18 protein-coding genes are annotated in these 17,752 nt (G+C 69.9%); 11 read left to right on the forward strand and 7 right to left on the reverse strand.

Annotated features, from left to right (window positions below; genetic code table 11):
- Positions 1–112 precede the first annotated feature (112 nt).
- Positions 113–601, forward strand: coding sequence for a gamma-glutamylcyclotransferase family protein (locus tag ABEA43_RS01350; protein WP_345557752.1), 489 nt, complete (start codon positions 113–115; stop codon positions 599–601).
- On the opposite strand, the gene ABEA43_RS01355 is transcribed toward ABEA43_RS01350, so the two are convergent.
- Complete coding sequence (locus ABEA43_RS01355) at positions 598–1,902, reverse strand: MFS transporter (protein WP_345557754.1); 1,305 nt, start codon at positions 1,900–1,902, stop codon at positions 598–600. The genes ABEA43_RS01350 and ABEA43_RS01355 overlap by 4 nt on opposite strands.
- A gap of 110 nt (positions 1,903–2,012) precedes the next feature.
- Between ABEA43_RS01355 and ABEA43_RS01360 the strand changes: the two genes are divergently transcribed.
- From ABEA43_RS01360 to ABEA43_RS01375, 4 genes are read left to right on the forward strand one after another with little or no spacing between them, the layout of a single operon-like run.
- The gene (locus tag ABEA43_RS01360) at positions 2,013–3,098 is read left to right on the forward strand and encodes an Lrp/AsnC family transcriptional regulator (protein ID WP_345557756.1); all 1,086 of its coding nucleotides are present in this window, start codon (positions 2,013–2,015) and stop codon (positions 3,096–3,098) included.
- A complete protein-coding gene (locus ABEA43_RS01365) occupies positions 3,095–4,399 on the forward strand; it encodes a M20/M25/M40 family metallo-hydrolase (RefSeq protein WP_345557758.1) in 1,305 nt (434 codons plus the stop codon). Before ABEA43_RS01360 ends, ABEA43_RS01365 begins: the two co-directional genes overlap by 4 nt.
- Before the next feature lie 3 nt (positions 4,400–4,402).
- Positions 4,403–5,206 (forward strand): purine-nucleoside phosphorylase, encoded by an 804-nt coding sequence (locus ABEA43_RS01370; RefSeq protein WP_345557760.1) that lies wholly within the window; start codon positions 4,403–4,405, stop codon positions 5,204–5,206.
- On the forward strand, positions 5,203–6,831 hold the full coding sequence (locus tag ABEA43_RS01375; RefSeq protein ID WP_345557762.1) for a phospho-sugar mutase: 1,629 nt from the start codon (positions 5,203–5,205) through the stop codon (positions 6,829–6,831). The genes ABEA43_RS01370 and ABEA43_RS01375 overlap by 4 nt, the downstream gene beginning before the upstream one ends.
- A 212-nt stretch (positions 6,832–7,043) precedes the next feature.
- Here ABEA43_RS01375 and ABEA43_RS01380 read toward each other — a convergent pair whose 3' ends face one another.
- Entirely contained in the window at positions 7,044–8,447 is a 1,404-nt protein-coding gene (locus ABEA43_RS01380; protein WP_345557764.1) for an ATP-binding protein, read from the reverse strand.
- A gap of 121 nt (positions 8,448–8,568) precedes the next feature.
- Between ABEA43_RS01380 and ABEA43_RS01385 the strand changes: the two genes are divergently transcribed.
- From ABEA43_RS01385 to ABEA43_RS01395, 3 genes are all read left to right on the forward strand, one after another.
- The gene (locus ABEA43_RS01385) at positions 8,569–8,934 is read left to right on the forward strand and encodes a hypothetical protein (RefSeq protein ID WP_345557766.1); all 366 of its coding nucleotides are present in this window, start codon (positions 8,569–8,571) and stop codon (positions 8,932–8,934) included.
- A 266-nt stretch (positions 8,935–9,200) separates the two neighbouring features.
- Positions 9,201–9,332 carry a hypothetical protein gene (locus ABEA43_RS01390; RefSeq protein WP_345557768.1) on the forward strand — a complete coding sequence of 44 codons (132 nt, stop codon included), beginning with the start codon at positions 9,201–9,203 and terminating at the stop codon, positions 9,330–9,332.
- Entirely contained in the window at positions 9,332–10,489 is a 1,158-nt protein-coding gene (locus tag ABEA43_RS01395) for a methyltransferase domain-containing protein (RefSeq protein WP_345557770.1), read from the forward strand. The genes ABEA43_RS01390 and ABEA43_RS01395 overlap by 1 nt, the downstream gene beginning before the upstream one ends.
- A gap of 249 nt (positions 10,490–10,738) precedes the next feature.
- Here ABEA43_RS01395 and ABEA43_RS01400 read toward each other — a convergent pair whose 3' ends face one another.
- The 3 genes from ABEA43_RS01400 to ABEA43_RS01410 are packed head-to-tail and all read right to left on the reverse strand — an operon-like array spanning position 10,739 to position 13,101.
- Positions 10,739–11,224, reverse strand: a complete 486-nt coding sequence (locus ABEA43_RS01400) for a GyrI-like domain-containing protein (RefSeq protein ID WP_345557772.1) — start codon at positions 11,222–11,224, stop codon at positions 10,739–10,741.
- Between the two features lie 18 nt (positions 11,225–11,242).
- Positions 11,243–12,289 (reverse strand): sigma-70 family RNA polymerase sigma factor, encoded by a 1,047-nt coding sequence (locus ABEA43_RS01405; protein WP_345557774.1) that lies wholly within the window; start codon positions 12,287–12,289, stop codon positions 11,243–11,245.
- On the reverse strand, positions 12,286–13,101 hold the full coding sequence (locus ABEA43_RS01410; RefSeq protein WP_345557776.1) for a MerR family transcriptional regulator: 816 nt from the start codon (positions 13,099–13,101) through the stop codon (positions 12,286–12,288). The genes ABEA43_RS01405 and ABEA43_RS01410 overlap by 4 nt, the downstream gene beginning before the upstream one ends.
- A gap of 109 nt (positions 13,102–13,210) precedes the next feature.
- Between ABEA43_RS01410 and ABEA43_RS01415 the strand changes: the two genes are divergently transcribed.
- Genes ABEA43_RS01415 through ABEA43_RS01425 form a run of 3 tightly spaced genes read left to right on the forward strand, consistent with a single transcriptional unit; the run spans position 13,211 to position 16,060 of the window.
- Positions 13,211–13,903, forward strand: coding sequence for a TetR/AcrR family transcriptional regulator (locus tag ABEA43_RS01415; RefSeq protein ID WP_345557778.1), 693 nt, complete (start codon positions 13,211–13,213; stop codon positions 13,901–13,903).
- On the forward strand, positions 13,863–15,332 hold the full coding sequence (locus ABEA43_RS01420; RefSeq protein ID WP_345557780.1) for an AMP-binding protein: 1,470 nt from the start codon (positions 13,863–13,865) through the stop codon (positions 15,330–15,332). The genes ABEA43_RS01415 and ABEA43_RS01420 overlap by 41 nt, the downstream gene beginning before the upstream one ends.
- On the forward strand, positions 15,329–16,060 hold the full coding sequence (locus ABEA43_RS01425; protein WP_345557782.1) for an enoyl-CoA hydratase/isomerase family protein: 732 nt from the start codon (positions 15,329–15,331) through the stop codon (positions 16,058–16,060). The genes ABEA43_RS01420 and ABEA43_RS01425 overlap by 4 nt, the downstream gene beginning before the upstream one ends.
- Before the next feature lie 6 nt (positions 16,061–16,066).
- Here the strand turns inward: ABEA43_RS01425 and ABEA43_RS01430 are convergent, their stop codons facing one another.
- Positions 16,067–16,681, reverse strand: coding sequence for a PH domain-containing protein (locus ABEA43_RS01430; protein ID WP_345557784.1), 615 nt, complete (start codon positions 16,679–16,681; stop codon positions 16,067–16,069).
- The gene (locus ABEA43_RS01435) at positions 16,678–17,751 is read right to left on the reverse strand and encodes an adenosine deaminase (protein ID WP_345557785.1); all 1,074 of its coding nucleotides are present in this window, start codon (positions 17,749–17,751) and stop codon (positions 16,678–16,680) included. Before ABEA43_RS01435 ends, ABEA43_RS01430 begins: the two co-directional genes overlap by 4 nt.
- Between the last annotated feature and the right edge of the window lies 1 nt (position 17,752).

The following is a 17,752-nucleotide window of genomic DNA, read 5'->3' on the forward strand; positions in this document are numbered from 1 at the left end:
CCGGACACGTCGTGCTCGCGTCCGTACGCCGATGGACCGACTCGGCGCTCCGGCGTGACAGGATGGCGCGGTAGCCGGATGACGAAGCGGCACTCGGTGAGAGGGGTGGATCGTGGCGTGGCTATCGGATCATTCAGACAAGCCGAATGAGCCCCGGCTTTATGCCTCCTACGGCTTGAACATGGACCCGGAGCAGATGGCCATGCGCGCCCCGCACTCGCCGATCTGGGGCTCCGGCTGGCTGCCCGGCTGGCGACTGACCTTCGGCAAGACCGACCGCACCGGTGAGGGCGCGATCGCCACCATCGTGGAGGATCCCGACGAGCACGTGTTCGTCGTCCTCTACGACGTGCCCGATTGGGAGGAGTCCTCGCTCGACCAGTGGGAGGGCGCCGACCGCGGCGGCTACCACAAGGTGCGGCTGCGGGTGCAGACCCTCGAAGGCGCGGTCGTGGCCTGGTTCTACGTGCTCGACGGCTACGAGGGCGGCCTGCCCTCGGCCCGCTATCTCGGCACCCTGGCCGAGGCGGCCGAGCGCGCGGGCGCCCCCGACGACTACGTCAAGGAGCTGCGGGAGCGCCCCTGCACCTCGTTCGGCTAACGCAGCGGCTGGTCCTTGGTCTCCTTCAGCACGAAGACGTAGACCAGCGTCGAGATCAGCGCGAGCGCCGACATGTACCACGGGAAGAGGCCCGGGTTCTCAGCCTCCTGCAGCGCGGTCCCGATCAGCGGGGCGGTGCCGCCGAAGAGGGCCACGGTCAGCGAATACGGGAATCCGGCTCCGGCCGCCCGCACCCGGGTCGGGAAGAGCTCGGAGTTCACCGCGGCCGAGATCGAGGTGAAGCAGCCGAGGAAGACCATGCCGACGAGCTGCACGAACAACAGGCTGCCGTACGACGCGGACAGCGTGCTGAGCAGCGGCACCGGCAGGATGAGGAAGCCCAGCCCGAACGTGATCAGCAGCGGCCTGCGCCCGACGCGGTCCGACAGCATGCCGAGCAGCGGCTGCAGGATCATGAAGAAGACCAGCGAGATGGTGCCGATCTGGAGCGATTCCGCCTTGTCGAACTTGACGGTGATCTGCGCGTACGTCGGCAGGAAACTGGTCCACGTGTAATAGGCGACGGTGCCGGCGATCGTGATGCCCACGATGGTGAGCGCCGACCTCGGGTGGTACTTGAGGAACTCGAACATCTTGGGCCGCTCGGCCTCGCCCCGCCGGATCTCCTCAGCCACGGCCGAGGTCTCGTCGGCGCCCTTGCGGATCCACAGGCCGACGAGGCTGAGCACGGCGCCCACGATGAACGGGATGCGCCAGCCGTAGGAGCCCATGTCGGCCTCGACCAGGCTCGTGGCCAGCAACGCGGCCAGACCGGAGGCGAGGAGCTGGCCGATGGTGGTGCTGACGTACTGGAAGCTGGAGAACAGGCCGCGACGGCCGGGCGGGGCGGACTCGACCAGGAACGTGGTCGCGGCGGCGAACTCGCCGCCGACGGACAGGCCCTGGATGAGGCGGGCGAGGGTGAGGATGATCGGCGCCAGGACGCCCACCGCGGCGTAGGTGGGGGTCAGGCCGACGAGCAGGGAGCCCGCTCCCATCAGCACGATCGTGAAGGTCATCGCGGCCTTGCGGCCGTATCGGTCGGCGAACGCGCCGACCAGCAGGCCGCCGAGCGGCCGCATGAAGAAACCCACCGCGAAGACGGCGAACGAGCTCAGCAACGGCACCAGGCTGTTGCCCGAGGCCGCGGGGAAGACCTGCTTCGAGAAGTAGATGGCCAGGAAGGTGTAGGCGTACCAGTCGTACCATTCGACGACATTGCCGATGCTGGCCGCCATGAGCTGGCGAACCCGGCTCTTGGGGATGCCGAGGGGGGACTGAGCCACAGGGGAGGTCGCCACGTGGGCTCCTTTGCTGACAAGTGCGGTGATGGCCTACTGTGCAAGCGGACGACCGAAACAGTCAAATGTCTGGGCACAAATTTACGAACCCGACACAGAAACGGTTGCATGTGGATGTTCTCGACCGGCGACTCGTCGCCGCGCTCCAGGTCAGCCCACGCGCCTCGTGGGGCGAGCTCGGCCGGGCGGTGGGCGAGCACGAGCGCACGGTCGCCCGGCGGCTGCAACGGCTGATCACCGAGGGGATGGTGCGGGTCACCGCCATCTACGACGACCTCCGCACCGGCCACGGGCGGCCCGCGCACCTGCACGTCCACGTACGCCCGGGCACGGCGGGGCAGGTGGCCAAGGCGCTGGCCGACCGGCCCGACACGCGCTCGGTCTACTCGCTGACCGGCGCCGCCGACCTGGGCTGCGAGCTGGTCCCCCCGTCCAGGGACGACCTGCACCACATCCTGTCCTCGCAGATCAGCGAGATCGACGGGGTGCTGCAGACGCAGACGCAAGTCGTGCTCCACACGTTCAGGACCGTGGCCGAGTGGCACGCGCCGTACCTCACCGAGCAGGAGATCGCCGAGCTGCGGCCCGCGCCGCTGCCCGACTGCCTGCCCGACGAGGAGGGCCTCTCACCTCTGGAGCAGGAGATCGCCGAGCTGCTCGCCGCTGACGGCAGGATCGCCTTCACCGCGGTCGCCGAACGCCTCGACATCTCCGTGCCGACCGCGCGCAGGCGGGTGACCTCGCTGATCGAGCGGCGGCTGCTGCTCCCGCGCGCCGAGGTCGAGCCCGCCCTGCTCGGGCTGGAGGTCGAGGCCATGCTGTGGCTGAAGGTCCGCCCGTACGGGCTCGATCTGGTCGGCCAGCGACTGGCCGCGCACCCGAACGTGCGTTACTGCGCCGCCACCTCGGGCACCCACTCACTGATCGTCCAGGTGGTCGCCGCGCACGAGGCCGACCTCTACCGTTTCATGACCGGGGTCGTCGGCCGGCACGACGAGATCACCGACAGCGACCTCACCCTGATCACCCGCGCCTACAAACGCGGGCACCTGCACAAATCCGGCCTGCTCACGCTGGACTCGCCGGACGACCCGCTGCACCACCCGCTGGACAATCCGCTGCACCACCCGCTGGACAACTCGCTGCACCACCCGCTGGACCACCCGTTGGATCACCGTTGGGAGAGAACGCCATGACACCCGCCGAGAACGAGGTCGCCGACCTCTGCGTGGAGCTGATCCGCGCCGACAGCAGCAACTACGGGGACGGCAGCGGCCCCGGCGAGCGGGCCGCGGCCGAGGTCGTCATGGCCAGGCTGGCCGAGGCCGGCATCGAGCACACCTACATCGAGAGCGAGCCGGGCCGCGGCAACGTGATCACCCGCGTCGAGGGCAGCGACCCGTCGCTGCCGGCCCTGCTCGTCCACGGCCACCTGGACGTCGTTCCCGCGAACGCCGCCGACTGGTCGGTGGACCCGTTCGCCGGCGAGGTGCGCGACGGCTACATCTGGGGCCGCGGCGCCGTGGACATGAAGGACATGGACGCGATGATGCTGGCCGTGCTGCGCCAGCTCAAGCGCGAGGGGCGCAAGCCGCGCCGCGACATCGTGTTCGCCTGGGTGGCCGACGAGGAGGCGGGCGGCGTGTACGGCGCCAAATACCTCACCGCCCACCACCCCGAGCTCTTCGAGGGCGTCACCGAGTCGATCAGCGAGGTCGGCGGCTACTCCCTGGAGGTGGACCCGTCGCTGCGGCTCTACCTCATCGAGACGGCCCAGAAGGGCCTGGCCTGGATGAAGCTGATCGCCGACGGCACCGCGGGGCACGGCTCGATGCTGAACTCCGACAACGCCGTCACCGAGATCGCCAAGGCGGTGGCCAGGATCGGCGAGCACGACTGGCCGCTCACCTACACGCCCACCGTGCGCCGCTTCCTCACCGAGGTCGCCGACGCGTTCGGGATCCCGTTCGACGAGAACGACCCCGAGCCGGTCCTGGCCAAGATCGGCCCCCTGGTGCGCTTCGTCGGCGCGACCCTGCGCAACACCGTCAACCCCACCCAGCTCAACGCCGGCTACAAGTCGAACGTGATCCCCGGCCAGGCCACGGCCGTGATCGACGGGCGGTTCCTGCCGGGCTACGAGGAGGAGTTCTTCAAGACCGTCGACTCGCTGCTCGGGTCGTCGGTGCGGCGCGAGTTCGTGCACCACGACATCGCGCTGGAGACCACGTTCGACGGCGACCTGGTCGAGTCGATGATCGCGGCGCTGAAGTCCGAGGACCCGGCGGCGCGGGCGATCCCGTACTGCATGTCGGGCGGCACCGACAACAAGACCTTCTTCGCCGATCTGGGAGTGCGCGGATTCGGGTTCGTGCCGCTGCGACTGCCCGCGGACATGGACTTCGCGTCGATGTTCCATGGCGTGGACGAGCGTGTTCCGGTCGACGCGCTGCAGTTCGGGGTGCGGGTGCTGGACAAGCTGCTCCTACACTACTGACGTGTGAGCAAAGACCCGTACACCCTCGCCGGCGAGGCCGCCGCGGCGCTGTCCAGCGCCGCCGGCCTCGACACCTTCGACGTGGCGCTCGTCATGGGCTCGGGGTGGGTGCCCGCCGCCGACGCGCTCGGCGAGACGGTGAGCGAGATCCCGTTCACCGAGCTGCCCGGCTTCAGCGCACCCGCCGTGGCCGGGCACGGCGGCAAGATCCGCGTCGTCCGCACCTCCGCAGGGCGGCACGTGCTGGTCTTCCTCGGGCGCACGCACCTGTACGAAGGGCTCGGCGTGGACGCGGTCGTGCACGGCGTCCGTACGGCGGCCGCGGCCGGAGTCCGTACCCTCGTGCTGACGAACGCGGCCGGCGGCCTGCGCCCCGAGACGCAGAACGTCGGCGACCCGGTCCTGATCAGCGACCACATCAACCTGACCGGCGCCAACCCGATCACCGGCACCACCTTCATCGACCTCACCGAGGTCTACTCGCGCCGCCTGCGCGACCTGGTCCGCGAGATCGACCCGAGCCTCGCCGAGGGGGTCTACGTCGCCTTCCGCGGGCCCACGTACGAGACGCCCGCCGAGATCCGCATGCTCCGCACGCTGGGCGGCGACATGATCGGCATGTCCACCGTCCTGGAGGCCATCGCCGCCCGCGAGGCCGGCCTGGACGTCCTCGGCGTCTCCCTCGTCACCAACCCGGGCGCGGGCCTGGCCGGCGAGCCGCTCAACCACGAGGAGGTCCTGGAGGTCGGCCGCGCGACGGCGGCCCGCATGGGCGTCCTGCTGGCCAAGGTGGTGGACCGGCTGTGAGCCTGCTCAGGGAGGCCCGCGACTGGCTGGCTCAGGACCCCGACCCCGACACCAGGACCGAGCTGTCCGACCTGATCGAACGCGCCGACCTGGCCGCTCTGGAGGAGCGCTTCGGGGCCAAGCTGGAGTTCGGGACCGCGGGCCTGCGCGGCGAGCTGGGCGCCGGCCCCAACAGGATGAACCGCGTCACCGTCATGCGCGCCGCCGCCGGCCTGGCCAAGGTGCTCGGTCCTGGCAAGCACGTGGTCATCGGCTACGACGCCCGGCACAAGTCCGACGAGTTCGCCCACGACACGGCCGCCGTGCTGACCGGGGCCGGCCTGCACGTCTCGCTCCTGCCGTGCCCGCTGCCCACCCCCGTCCTGGCCTTCGCCGTACGCCACCTCGACGCGGACGCCGGCGTGACCGTCACCGCCAGCCACAACCCGCCCAGGGACAACGGCTACAAGGTCTACTGGGGCGACGGCTCCCAGATCGTGCCGCCGATCGACAGCGAGATCTCGGCCGCCATCGACTCCGTGGGCCGGGTCGACCAGCTCCCGCTCCACGGGCCCGGCACACTGACGGAGCTGGGCGAGAGCATCGTGGACGACTACATCGACGCCGTGCTCGAACTCCCCCTCGGCGACGCCCGCGATCTGCGGATCGCCTACACGCCGCTGCACGGGGTGGGCGCGGCCACCCTGACCGGCGCCTTCATGGCCGCCGGCTTCGAGACCCCGATGGCGGTCGAGGAGCAGCGCAACCCCGACCCGGACTTCCCGACGGTCTCCTTCCCCAACCCGGAGGAGCCCGGCGCGATGGACCTGGCCGTCGCCCTGGCCGCCAAGCTCGGCTCCGACCTGGTCCTGGCCAACGACCCGGACGCCGACCGATGCGCGGCCGGCGTCCCGCTCCCCGGGGGCGGCTGCCGCATGCTGACCGGCGACGAGATCGGCGGCCTGCTCGCCGAGCACGTGATCACGCACACCACCGGAGACCGCATGGTGGCCACCACCATCGTCTCCTCCACCCTGCTCTCCAAGATCGCGAACGCGCACGGCGTCCGATACGGCGAGACGCTGACCGGCTTCAAGTGGATCATCAAGGCCGGGCCAGGGCTGGTGTTCGGCTACGAGGAGGCCATCGGCTACAGCGTCGGCTCCGACGCCGGCCTCCCGGTCCGGGACAAGGACGGGATCGGCGCGGCGCTGACCCTGGCGGGCATCGCGGCGACGGCCAAGCGCGACGGACGCACCCTGCTGGACCTGCTGGACGACCAGGCCCGGCGGTACGGGCTGCACGCCACGTCCCAGCTCTCCTTCCGGGTCGACGACCTGTCGCTGATCGCCGACGCCATGGGGCGGCTGCGCGCGACTCCGCCGAGCACGCTCGGGGGGCGCGCGGTCGCGCGGGCGGACGACCTGGCGAAGGGTGACGGGGGCCTGCCGCCGACGGACGGGCTGCGCTACCTGCTGGCCGGGGACGCCCGCGTGGTCGTCCGGCCTTCGGGGACGGAGCCCAAGCTGAAGTGCTACCTGGAGGTGGTGGTGCCGGTGACGGGCACGGTGCCGGACGCGCGGGCGCAGGCCGGCCGGCACCTCGACGCCCTGAAGACGGACCTGACCACCCACCTCGGCCTTTAGACACCGGGAACACGCGGGGTGCTCGGGCCCAGAGCACCCGGGAGCTCGGGGCTCACCTGCATCGCCTTCCCGACGGGCGCGCTTCGCGCGTCGGGTGCTTCAGACAGCACCCTGTGGGGCCCCACACCCCCGGCGAGGGGACTCCCGTCCCCTCGCGCTCCCCTGCCATGGGCCGCCTGACCCACAAAGACGCGCAGGCCGACAAACAGCCCTCACCGCCAGACGGCCAGCAACTCTTCCGGCGTGATGTGCCTGACCCCATCCACCTCACACCCGCTGCGCGAAACCACGTACAAGGGAGTGGAGGTGTCAGCGCCCGGGATCTTGGCGCGATGGACGATGAGCTCGCTCAGATCATGATGGTCAAAGGGCCGATTCTCGAGCCACTTCACCGAGCCGACCATCGTGACCTTCTTCGCGATCGGCTCCCGATCGGCCCCCACGAGATCGACCTCAGGGTCGTTGGTCCTCGTCCAGTATCCGCCGATCGCCCCGGTGGCCTCGGGCAACCCGTCCATGCGACGCAGAGACTCGCGGATGACGGGCTCCACGGCGGTGCCGCGCCAAGCCGTCCAGGAGCGCTCTATCCGCCGCAGCACGAGATCGCCACGATTGCGGTTGATCTCCGGCATGCCCGGCTCGATGAAGGAGAGCCAGAACCGCAGGTGGGTGTCCGCGATGTGGTACCGGCGATCCTTGGACGGGTGGGCGGACAGCGGCAGCTCGGCCGTGACCATGCGCTTTTCGATGAGAATCTGCAGGCCACGCTGGATTGACGTGGCGGGCATCCCGCCGGAGGACTTGGAGATGGAGGAGAAGGTGCGCTGCCCTGACCCGATCGCTTTGAGCAGGCGCCTGGCCTGCGCCTCTGGCGGGAACTCCGCCGCCATGGCGCGCTCACCGCTCACTGCCAGCGCTGAGGTCGGGTCGAGGACAACAGTGTTCAGAAAGTCCCGCGCGGAAGCCCCGGCGGGCCACTCATCCAAGATCATCGGGAGACCGCCCGTGATCAGGTAGGCATCGATGGCTTCGGCCGGCGGCAGTCCGAGCTTCTCCGCCACGTCGGCGGGGGTGAGCGGATTGATCACCATCTCTGACGCTCGCATGTAGAACGGCCGGTCGTACTGGTTGATCGCCTCCATGATGGACAGGTCGGAACCGATCAGTATGAGCAGCATGGGCCGACGGGAGAACTCGCGGTCGAAGAGGCGCTGCAACCTCCCTTCGAGATGCGAGTCTTCCGCAATCATGAAGGGCAGCTCGTCCAGGACCACGATGCTGGGCGAGTCTTGCGGAACGGCCTGGGACAGCAGCCGAAGCGCGCTGTCCCACGAGTTGGGAGTTTCCTCCTCGAAGAGGGAGGCATCGGGCAGGTCCGAAGCCGCCGCATCCGCGATGAAGCGTCCAATCTGGTCCGAGAGCGGCTCCTGGGCGGCGGTGAAGAACAAGCTGGGCACGCCACTCCGGTGAATGAACTCTTCAGCGAGGCGCGACTTCCCCACCCGGCGACGGCCGCGCATGAGGATGGCACGTCCTGGCCGATCGCCCGCCCCTACTCGTGCGAAGTATCGGTGGAGCGCCTCCAACTCCCGGTCGCGGCCGATGAACCCGTCCACAAGCCCTCCTTGATACAACCAAATTTGGTTGTGCCAGATCTGGTACAACCAAATTTGGTTGTATCTCATTCTGCCCCAAGCCGGGTGAGGTCCGCTGCGGGAATCGCCTACCGTGCTGACCGTGGAAGACTTCAGCGACCTCACCGCTCGGGTGCAGAGCGACGCCCGGGTGCTCGGGCTGGTGCTGAGCGGCTCCCAGGCCCGCGAAGGCACCGCCACCGAGCACTCCGACCACGACATATACCTCGTGGTCGCCGACGAGGCGGCCGACGCCATGTCGGCGGAGACCCGCAGGGACGCCCGCCTGGACGTGGTGGTCATGCCGCTGCGCGAGTTCCGCCCGCACGCACTCTCCGGCTCGGGCACCGAGTGGAACCGGCGCTGCACCGGCGGGTGCGCCCGTACAACAAGTATCTGGTCTGGGAGCTGGACCACCATCCCCTGGACCGGCCCGAATGGTCTCGCGACAGGCTGGTCCCGCGGCTGACGGACGCACTCTCGCCGGAGGCGCCGCAGGTGATCCGGAGCCTGTTCACCGAGCTGGAGCCGCGCGCCCGCGCCGCCGGTCATGGGCCCGTGCTGGACGGCTGGGGCGACGATCTGGCCTTCCTGCGCGGGGAACGCGCCTGACGCCCACCCTGGCCGAAACATCATCCGAGGCCCCTCATCCGTGACGACCTGCGTGGCTTTGCCGGAGCATTACGTAGTCGTACCATCACAGTGAGCGTTCCCGATGGAGCAAAGGAGATCTTGGTGGGCCGGCACGAAGACCCGGACAGCCCCAAGGCCAAGCCGCTCGACCCCGATAAGGGCGGCCAAGGAAGCAACGACGACGAGAACAAGACGAGCTCGGGCAAACACAGCAACGACGAAGGCGCCAAGTAGTGGACCTCGCCGCGCGGATGGATCGCCTGATCGCCGGCCTCCGCCCTGCGGGAGAGGTGGGCGACCGTGTCGAGCAGGCGATCCGCGCGGTGCCCCGCCACCTCTTCATCCCCCCGGTCGGGCTGATCTCACCACGCAGGACCGGCCACGCGTACGTGATCGACCGCGACGCCGACCCCGGCGCCTGGTGGGATGCGGTCTACTCCGACACCAGCATCGTCACCCAGCTCGACGATGGCGCGACCGGCCTGCGCGACCTCAAGGGCGACTACACCTCCTCGGCGTCCGCGCCCAGCACGGTCGCGGATCTGTTGTCCCTGCTGGCCCCCGAGCGCGGCGATCGGGTTCTGGAGATCGGCACGGGCACCGGCTGGACCGCCGCGCTGCTCGCCCATCTGGTGGGCGCATCGGGCAGCGTCACCTCCGTCGAGGTGGACGCCTCGATCGCGGAGCAGGCTGCGAAGAACCTCGTGGCGTTCGGGACACCCGCGCACCTCGTCGCCGGTGACGGCGTGGACGGCTGTCCCGATCATGCGCCGTACGAGCGCGTTCATGTCACCTGCGGCATTCGCACCGTCCCGTACGCCTGGATCGAGCAGTCTCTGCCCGGAGCGATGATCGTCCTCCCGTACTGTCCCGGGTTCGGCACCAATCACGCCTTGCGGCTGGTGGTCATGCCGGACGGGACCGCGCAGGGCCGGATCCCCGGGTTCGCCTCTTACATGATCATGCGCTCCCAGCGCCGAGCGGCGGATCGTCCGGCACGCGGCCCCGCGGACGAGCACCACCTGACCACACGCATCGACCCGCGTACGATCGCCGAGGCCCCGGCCGGGGCAGACCTGGCCATATCAGCGCTGACCGGCCTGTCCTCCAACGGCAGCGCGGAGCCCGATGAGGACGGCCCGCTGTACCGGATGTGGGTGTCCGATCCCGATGACCCGTATTCCTGGGCCGCGGTGGACTGGCGGCCGGGGGTCAGTGAGTACGAGGTCTACCAAGTCGGCGACCGGCCGCTCTGGGACGAGGTGACCGAGGCTTACGCGCGGTGGGTGAGCTGGGGAGAGCCTGATTACCGGCGCTTCGGGATGACGATCACGCCCGAGGGACAGCGGATCTGGCTGGACCGGCCGGAGCGGGTGCTCGGGAAGCCGTGAGCGTGCAGGGTGTCTCGGAGATCGCGCCTTTTGAGATCGACGGAGTCCTTGAGATCTTGTTTGCTGGGGTCGGCTCTGTAGGGACCACGCGCTTCCGGTTGTTGAGACCGTGCAGGTCAGGGCTGGGGAGCGGGAGGGTACGGAAGTCCCCCCTCGCCTGGGGGTGTGGGGGGCCGCGCCCCCCACACAGCACTGACTAAAACCTCACGCGCGAAGCGTCCCTCGCGAAGGCGATGCTTGGAGTACGGATCAGGCCAGGCGGAATTGCAGGTCGATGTCCCAGTTGTTCAGGTCAGGCTCGATCTGCGGATTCGTGCCGTAGAGCTCCAACCGGCAGCCCCAGTGCTCCGTTCCGTCCTTTTCGGTCATGTCCCAGGTCAGGCCCTCTCCCTCGGCCCACTTCAGCATGGCCGCAGTGACACCCATGAGCTGGTCCGGGTGGCCGTGGTGGGAGACGGTGACGTAGCGGCCGGCCGGGAGGGTGGCGGTGAAGTAGTCGCGTTCCGCCTCCACCGGCGCGGTCACGGGCACCCCGGCTTCCACCACCAGCCGGTCCGCCGGCATGTTGATGGAGTCGTACCGGAAGAACGGGGCTCCGACGGGGGCCTGACCGCGCTCGGCGAGCCAGCCGATCAGCTCACCGATGCGGTCCCCGACCACGCCGAAGCTGGTCATCGTGATGGTCGCGCGCACCCCGACGTAAGGACGCGCCGGAAATTCAACGATCTGTGGCATGTTCTGTTGCCTCCTTCGTCATTCAGTACGGAGTGCGCGCCCCAAACTCATCGGCAGGCCGAAGAACGGGAACAGATCGGGGTCCAGGTACGTGGTCGTGTCCGTGATGCGGCCGTCGGCGATGTCGAAGACGACCAGGGCGAACGCCTCGCCATCGGTGTACTGGCCGAAGGCAGGGGAGCCGTTGGCACGCGTCGGGAGGAGGCGCGATCCCGCGCACGGCGCGCCGGATCCGCTGGGCTCGCCAGACCCGTCGGAGCCGCCGTACGCACCCGACGTGCCGGCCGTACCGGGCTCGCCGGATGCGGCTGCGAGCAGGACCGTGCGGATGGACCCGCGACCCCGCAACCACCAGGTGAACGGCGGCATCGACATCGTGGCGTCCTCGTGCAGCAGCGACACCAGCGCCGCCACGTCATAACGCTCGAACGCCGACACGTACCGCGCCAGCAGCTCCTCGTCCACAGCCCCCGACGAGGGCATCGGTGGCGAGGTGGCGGGGAGCTTGGCCCTGGCTCGCTGCAGGGTGCTGTTGATCGAGGTGACGGTCGTCTCCAGGAGGGTCGCCGTCTCGGCCGCGCTCCACTTCAGCACGTCGCGCAGGATGAGGACCGCGCGCTGCCGGGGCGCGAGCCGCTGGAGCGCCGCCACGAACGCCAGCCGGATCGTCTCCCGCGCCACCGCCAGCTCGGCGGGGTCGGCGGGCAGGGCCATGGTGTCCGGGATGGGCTGGATCCACCGCTCAGGCGGCAGCGGGACTCCCAGGTCGGCGCCGGGGACGGCGGCAGGGGCGAGGTCCATCGCGCGGGCGCGGCGTTGCGGGCCTCTGAGCATGTCGAGGCAGATGTTCGTGGCCAGGTGGAACAGCCATGAGCGCAGCGGCCCCCGGTCCGGATCGTACGTCCGCCACGCCCGCACGAACGTCTCCTGCACCGCGTCCTCAGCCTCGAACCCCGAGCCGAGCATCCGGTAGCAGTAGCCGGTCAGCTCGACCCGATGCCGCTCGAAGTCCACCGGCTCCCCTTGCACCCGCGCCACGTCACGGCCGCCCGGCACCGTCGTCACGCCCCCGTCACCTCGATCTGCATCTCCGTCACCCACTCCGCCAGGTCCGCAGGACAGTGCAAGGAGATCTCCCTGGCCAGGTCGAGGGACCGGTAGCCGTTCTCCTCGATCCAATGAGCCAGCGCCTGGAACGTCGCCCCGGCCGCCTCCATCGGCCCATGGTGGATGACCGTGGCCGCCATCTCCATCCCGGGCAGGTCGTGCACCAGGAAGTCGTACGACCCGACGTCCACATTGACCGGCAGGCACGCGTGGGCCATGACCGAGCCGTCGTCCTCCGCCCGGTAGTACGCGATCCCGGGCCCCGCGATCCGGATCCCGGCCGCCTCCACCCGCCGGCAGAGCTCGGCGAACAGCGGCTTGATCACGGGCCCGATGTCCTCCGCCACGTAGCCGGCCGCCCTGGCGCCGAGCTCCGCGACGCGGATCGGGCTCACCTTCTTCAGCACGACCTCCGCCGTCCGCAGGTGCCCCTCCGTCTCGATGGTACGCAGCCGCGACTCGACGCCCCTGAGCCTGGCCAGGTCGGCGCTGATCTGGGCCTCCAGCTGGGCGCGGCGCAGGCGCACCATGCCATGCAGCTCCTCCGTGCTCACCTTCTCGTCGAGGATGGCGCTGACCTGCTCCAGCGTGAAGCCGAGATCCTTGATCGCGACGATGCGGTTGAGCCTGGCCAGCTGCGCGGCCTGGTAGGACCGGTGGCCGGTGAACGGGTCCACGTGTGCGGGGCGCAGCAGGCCGATGGCGTCGTAGTGCCGCAGCATGCGTACGGACACCAGCCCCAGCCGGGCGAAGTCTCCGATGCCGAACATGTCCTCCCCAGGGGCTCACGCGGTGTCAGGGTCAACCTATGGCGATTTCCCGTCAAATGGGCTATTTTCCGAAGAAGGAGAGACCGAACGTTCGGTAGGACGGGTGATCTTGGATCTCACAGACCGCGACGCGGATGCGAACGTGCGGATCAGGACCGCTGCGGTGCTGCTGTTCGCCCGGCGGGGCTATGCCGCGACGAGCATCAGAGACCTCGGCAAGGCGGTCAACATGACCAATGCCGGGATTTATCATCACGTGTCGAGCAAGGAGACCCTGCTCGCCGACCTCATGCGGGTGGCCCAGCGCGGCCTGATCGACGCCACCGAGCACATGCTGGCCCACGCCGTACGCCCCGCCGACCGGCTCGCCCTGCTGATCGGCTCCCTCACCGCCATCCACGCCCTCAACCCGATGACCACCCGGGTCATGGACGGCGAGCTGCGCTCCCTGACCCCCGGCTCACCCGCTCACGCCGAGATCATCGACCTGCGCGACGCGTACGAGGACCACTGGCGCCGCGCCCTCGCGGACGGCGTCTCCGAGGGCGTCTTCCGCGTCGCCGACCAGAGGCTGACCCGCCTCGCCCTGATGTCCATGTGCACCGGCACCAGCGAGTGGTACCGCCCCGACGGCGACTCCACGCTGGAGCAGGTGTGCGCCGAGTTCGTCACGATCGGGCTGGCCGCCGTGCGCGCCCCCGCGCCGGCCGCGGTGACGCCCGATCTCTCCCTGCTGCCCGACTTCCCGTGGGAGCCGCCGGATGCACGAAACGATCCCCGACCTGATGAGGCATGCCGCTAGCACGTACGGCACGCGCGAGTTCCTCCGCTTCCCCGACACCTCGCTGACCTTCGCCGACGCGGACGCCCGCTCGGACCTGCTGGCCCAGGCGCTGATCGGCCATGGCGTGCGCCCAGGCGACCGGGTGGCCGTGATGCTGGACAACGTCCCCGAGTGGCCGCTGAGCTGGTTCGCGATACTCAAGGCCGGGGCCGTCGCCGTCCCGGTGAACGCCCGCTACCAGGCGGCCGACCTGGCCCACGTCCTCAGCGACTCGGGCGCGGTGCTCACCCTGACCACCGCCGGGTACGCCGCCGCCAACCCCGGCCCCTGCCTGGACCCCGGGACGCCAGACAAGCCCGCAAAGCCACTACACACCGCTAAAGCCCAAGATGTCGCGAATTTTCAGTACACGTCGGGTACTACTGGCTTCCCCAAAGCCTGCATGCTCACCCACGACTACTGGCTCAGAACCGCCCAGATCGCCGCCGACCAGGTACGGCTGCGCGACGACGACGTCATGCTGATCGCCCAGCCCTACTCCTACATGGACCCCCAGTGGGCCACCCTCCTCTGCCTCCTCGGCGGCATCCCCCTCGTGGTGCTCCCCCGCTTCTCCGCCTCCGGCTTCTGGGCCTCGGTCAGGGAGCACGGCGCGACCCTCACGTACGTGCTCGGCACCATGCCCCTGCTGATGCACAAGCAGCCGCCCCACCCCCAGGACCGCGACAACAGGATGCGGCTCGTGCTCTGCTCGGGCATCCAGCCCGACCTGCACAGGACGTTCGAGGAGCGGTGGGGCGCGCCGTGGCGCGAGCTGTACGGCTCCACCGAGAGCGGCCCCGACCTGGTGGTGGCCGCCGACGCCGAGGACACGGTCAGCACCGGCGCCATGGGCCTCGCGCCGCCGGGCAAGGAGGTCAGGATCGACGAGGAGACCGGCGAGATCCTGGTCAGGGGCCACCCCATGATGCGGGGCTACTGGAACCACCCGGAGGCGACCGCCCACGCGTTCAGAGGCGGCTGGTACCACACGGGTGACCGGGGCTTCCGCGACGCCGCCGGCTACATCCACCACGCCGGACGGCTGAAGGACATGGTGCGCAGAGGCGGCGAGAACATCTCGTGCGCCGAGGTGGAGAGCGTGCTCAACCAGCATCCGGCGGTGCTGGCCACGGCTCTGGTGCCCATCCCCGACGACCTGTTCGGCGAGCTGCCCAAGGCGTTCGTCCAGCTCAGGCCCGGGCACGACGCCGACGGGAGCACCGCCATGAGCGTCATCGAGCACGCCAGGCGCAACCTGGCGCGGTTCAAGATCCCGGCGTACGTGGAGTTCGTCGAATCGTTCTCGCTGACCCCGTCGGCCCGCATCGAGAAGCGCCACCTGCTCAACCCGGAACGCGACCAGCGTGCCGCCCCCGCCATCGCGATCGACAAGGACAGATCATGATCGATGTGACAGAACGCGACGAGGTCGCCCTCATCACCCTCGCTCGCCCGGAGAAGCTCAACGCCCTCACCGCCGCCATGCGCAGGGACCTGGCGGCGGCGGTACGCGGCTACGGGGACGGCAAGCGGGTCAGAGGCATCGTGGTCACCGGCACCGGCCGGGCGTTCTCGGCCGGCGAGGACATCGACCAGGCCGTCGGGCAGTCGCTGGTGGCGGAGGTGGCGCTGTTCCACGACATGACCAGGGCCGTACTGGAGACGCGGGTCCCGGTCGTGGCGGCGGTCAACGGCCTGGCCGTGGGCGGCGCCGCCGAATGGACGCTCTGCTTCGACACGCGCATCGGCACCCCGGCGTCCGGGTACTTCCTGCCGGAGAACCACATCGGCCTGTCGATCTCGAACGCCGCCAGCTACCTGCTCCCCCGCCTCGCCGGCGCCAGGGCGCTGCGGCTGGTGCTCGACTCGACCCGGATGAGCGCGGAGGACGCCCTGGCGGCGGGTCTGCTGGACGAGCTCGTCGCCCCGGAGGCGCTGGTGGCCACGGCCATCGCCCGCGTACACCACTGGACGGAGCCCGGCACGGCCACCGAGGTGCACCTCAGGCTGCTGCGGCCGGCACTGGCCGAGGTCGAGCGGGCGTTCGCGGCGGAGACGGAGGCGGCGCTGCGCGTGGAGGAGTCGGGGATCGCCCAGGCCGGTATGTCCCGTTTCGTCAACAGGACGAGGTGATGGGGATCAGGCGATGACGATGGCCGCGATCGCCAGCGCCACCGCGACCGCGACCATCGCGATGGAGTCGTAGGACCAGCTCACCCGGGCCGGCGTCGCCTCCTCGTCGCGGCGCCTGGCCGACTCCGACCGCTCACGGATCTGGTCGCCCACCCAGTCGGCGTGCGTCTTGCCCGCGAACGCCTCCGCCGCCGCCTGCTCGCCCCTCGACAGCGTCGGCTCGGCCGAGAACCGGCCCCGGCGCTCCTGCTTGGGCATGCCGCGCCGCTGCGCCCTGGCCCGCTCCCGCGCGCTGCTCATCGGCGTCCAGAGCCGCAGCTCCTGCTCGCCGCTGTGGTGAACGTTGATGGAGTGCGACACCGTCACGTCCTCGACCGAGGCCCACGGCACGAACGTGGTGCGGAACGGGTTTCGCCCCACCAGGCCCGCCTCCGTGAACACGGTGGCGGGCCTGAGCGCGATCACGTAGACGAGCGCGGTCAGCGCGCCGAGCACGGCCAGCGCCACCAGCGAGGGCTTGCCGTTGTAGTGGGCGATCAGGTCCCAGACGTTGAACGCGACGAAAGCCAGCCACACCCAGCCCAGCACGAACCCGGTCTTGGCGCGGTAGGTCTGCTTCACGGCTGCCACTTGAGCTGCGCGAACCCCGGCTTGATGACGCCGTTGATCAGCGCCAGCCGCTCGTCGAACGGCAGGAACGCCGACTTCATCGCGTTGACCGTGAACCACTGGAGGTCGTCCCACCCGTAGCCGAAGGCCTCCACCAGCTTGGCGAACTCCAGCGACACGCTCGTGGAGCTCATCAGCCGGTTGTCGGTGTTGACGGTGACCCTGAAGTGCAGCCGCCGCAGCAGCCCGATGGGGTGGTCGGCGATCGAGTCGGCGGCCCCGGTCTGCAGGTTGGAGGTGGGGCACATCTCCAGCGGGATCCGCTTGTCACGCACGTACGCGGCCAGCCGCCCGAGCTTGGCGGACCCGTCGCCGGCCACGGAGATGTCGTCGATGATCCGCACCCCGTGCCCGAGCCGGTCGGCGCCGCACCACTGGATCGCCTGCCAGATCGACGGCAGCCCGAACGCCTCGCCCGCGTGGATGGTGAAGTGCGCGTTTTCCCGCTGAAGGTATTCGAACGCGTCGAGGTGCCTGGTGGGCGGGTAGCCGGCCTCGGCCCCCGCGATGTCGAACCCGACCACGCCGACGTCCCGGTAGCGCACGGCCAGCTCGGCGATCTCCATGGACCTCGCCTGGTGCCGCATGGCCGTCAGCAGGGTGCCGACGCGGATACCGCGCCCCGCCGAGCCCTGCTTGAACCCTTCGAGCACCGCCTCCACCACCTCGTCGAGGCTCAGCCCCAGCGTGGTGTGCTGCTCGGGCGCGTAGCGCACCTCGGCGTAGACCACCCCGTCGGCGGCCAGGTCCTCGGCGCACTCGGCGGCGACGCGGATCAGCGACTCGCGCGTCTGCATCACCCCGACGGTGTGCTCGAACGTCTCCAGGTAGCGTTCGAGCGAGCCCGAGTCCGCCGCCTCCTCGAACCACAGGCGCAGGTTGTCGGCATCGGCCGTGGGCAGCCGGTCGTAACCGGACTCCCGTGCCAGCTCGACGATCGTCTCGGCGCGGAGACCGCCGTCGAGGTGATCGTGCAGCAGCACCTTGGGAGCCCGCCGGATCTCGTCACGCGTGAGACTCATC

Origin of the sequence: Nonomuraea rosea, from assembly GCF_039539705.1 — a bacterium.
Taxonomy (GTDB): domain Bacteria; phylum Actinomycetota; class Actinomycetes; order Streptosporangiales; family Streptosporangiaceae; genus Nonomuraea; species Nonomuraea rosea.

Excerpts from the sequence above, each read along its gene's own strand:
- ABEA43_RS01365 (WP_345557758.1), top strand. The coding sequence starts at position 3,095 with ATGACACCCGCCGAGAACGAGGTCGCCGACCTCTGCGTGGAGCTGATC.
- ABEA43_RS01400 (WP_345557772.1), bottom strand. The coding sequence starts at position 11,224 with ATGCCACAGATCGTTGAATTTCCGGCGCGTCCTTACGTCGGGGTGCGC.
- ABEA43_RS01410 (WP_345557776.1), bottom strand. The coding sequence starts at position 13,101 with ATGTTCGGCATCGGAGACTTCGCCCGGCTGGGGCTGGTGTCCGTACGC.
- ABEA43_RS01420 (WP_345557780.1), top strand. The coding sequence starts at position 13,863 with ATGCACGAAACGATCCCCGACCTGATGAGGCATGCCGCTAGCACGTAC.
- ABEA43_RS01425 (WP_345557782.1), top strand. The coding sequence starts at position 15,329 with ATGATCGATGTGACAGAACGCGACGAGGTCGCCCTCATCACCCTCGCT.
- ABEA43_RS01435 (WP_345557785.1), bottom strand. The coding sequence starts at position 17,751 with ATGAGTCTCACGCGTGACGAGATCCGGCGGGCTCCCAAGGTGCTGCTG.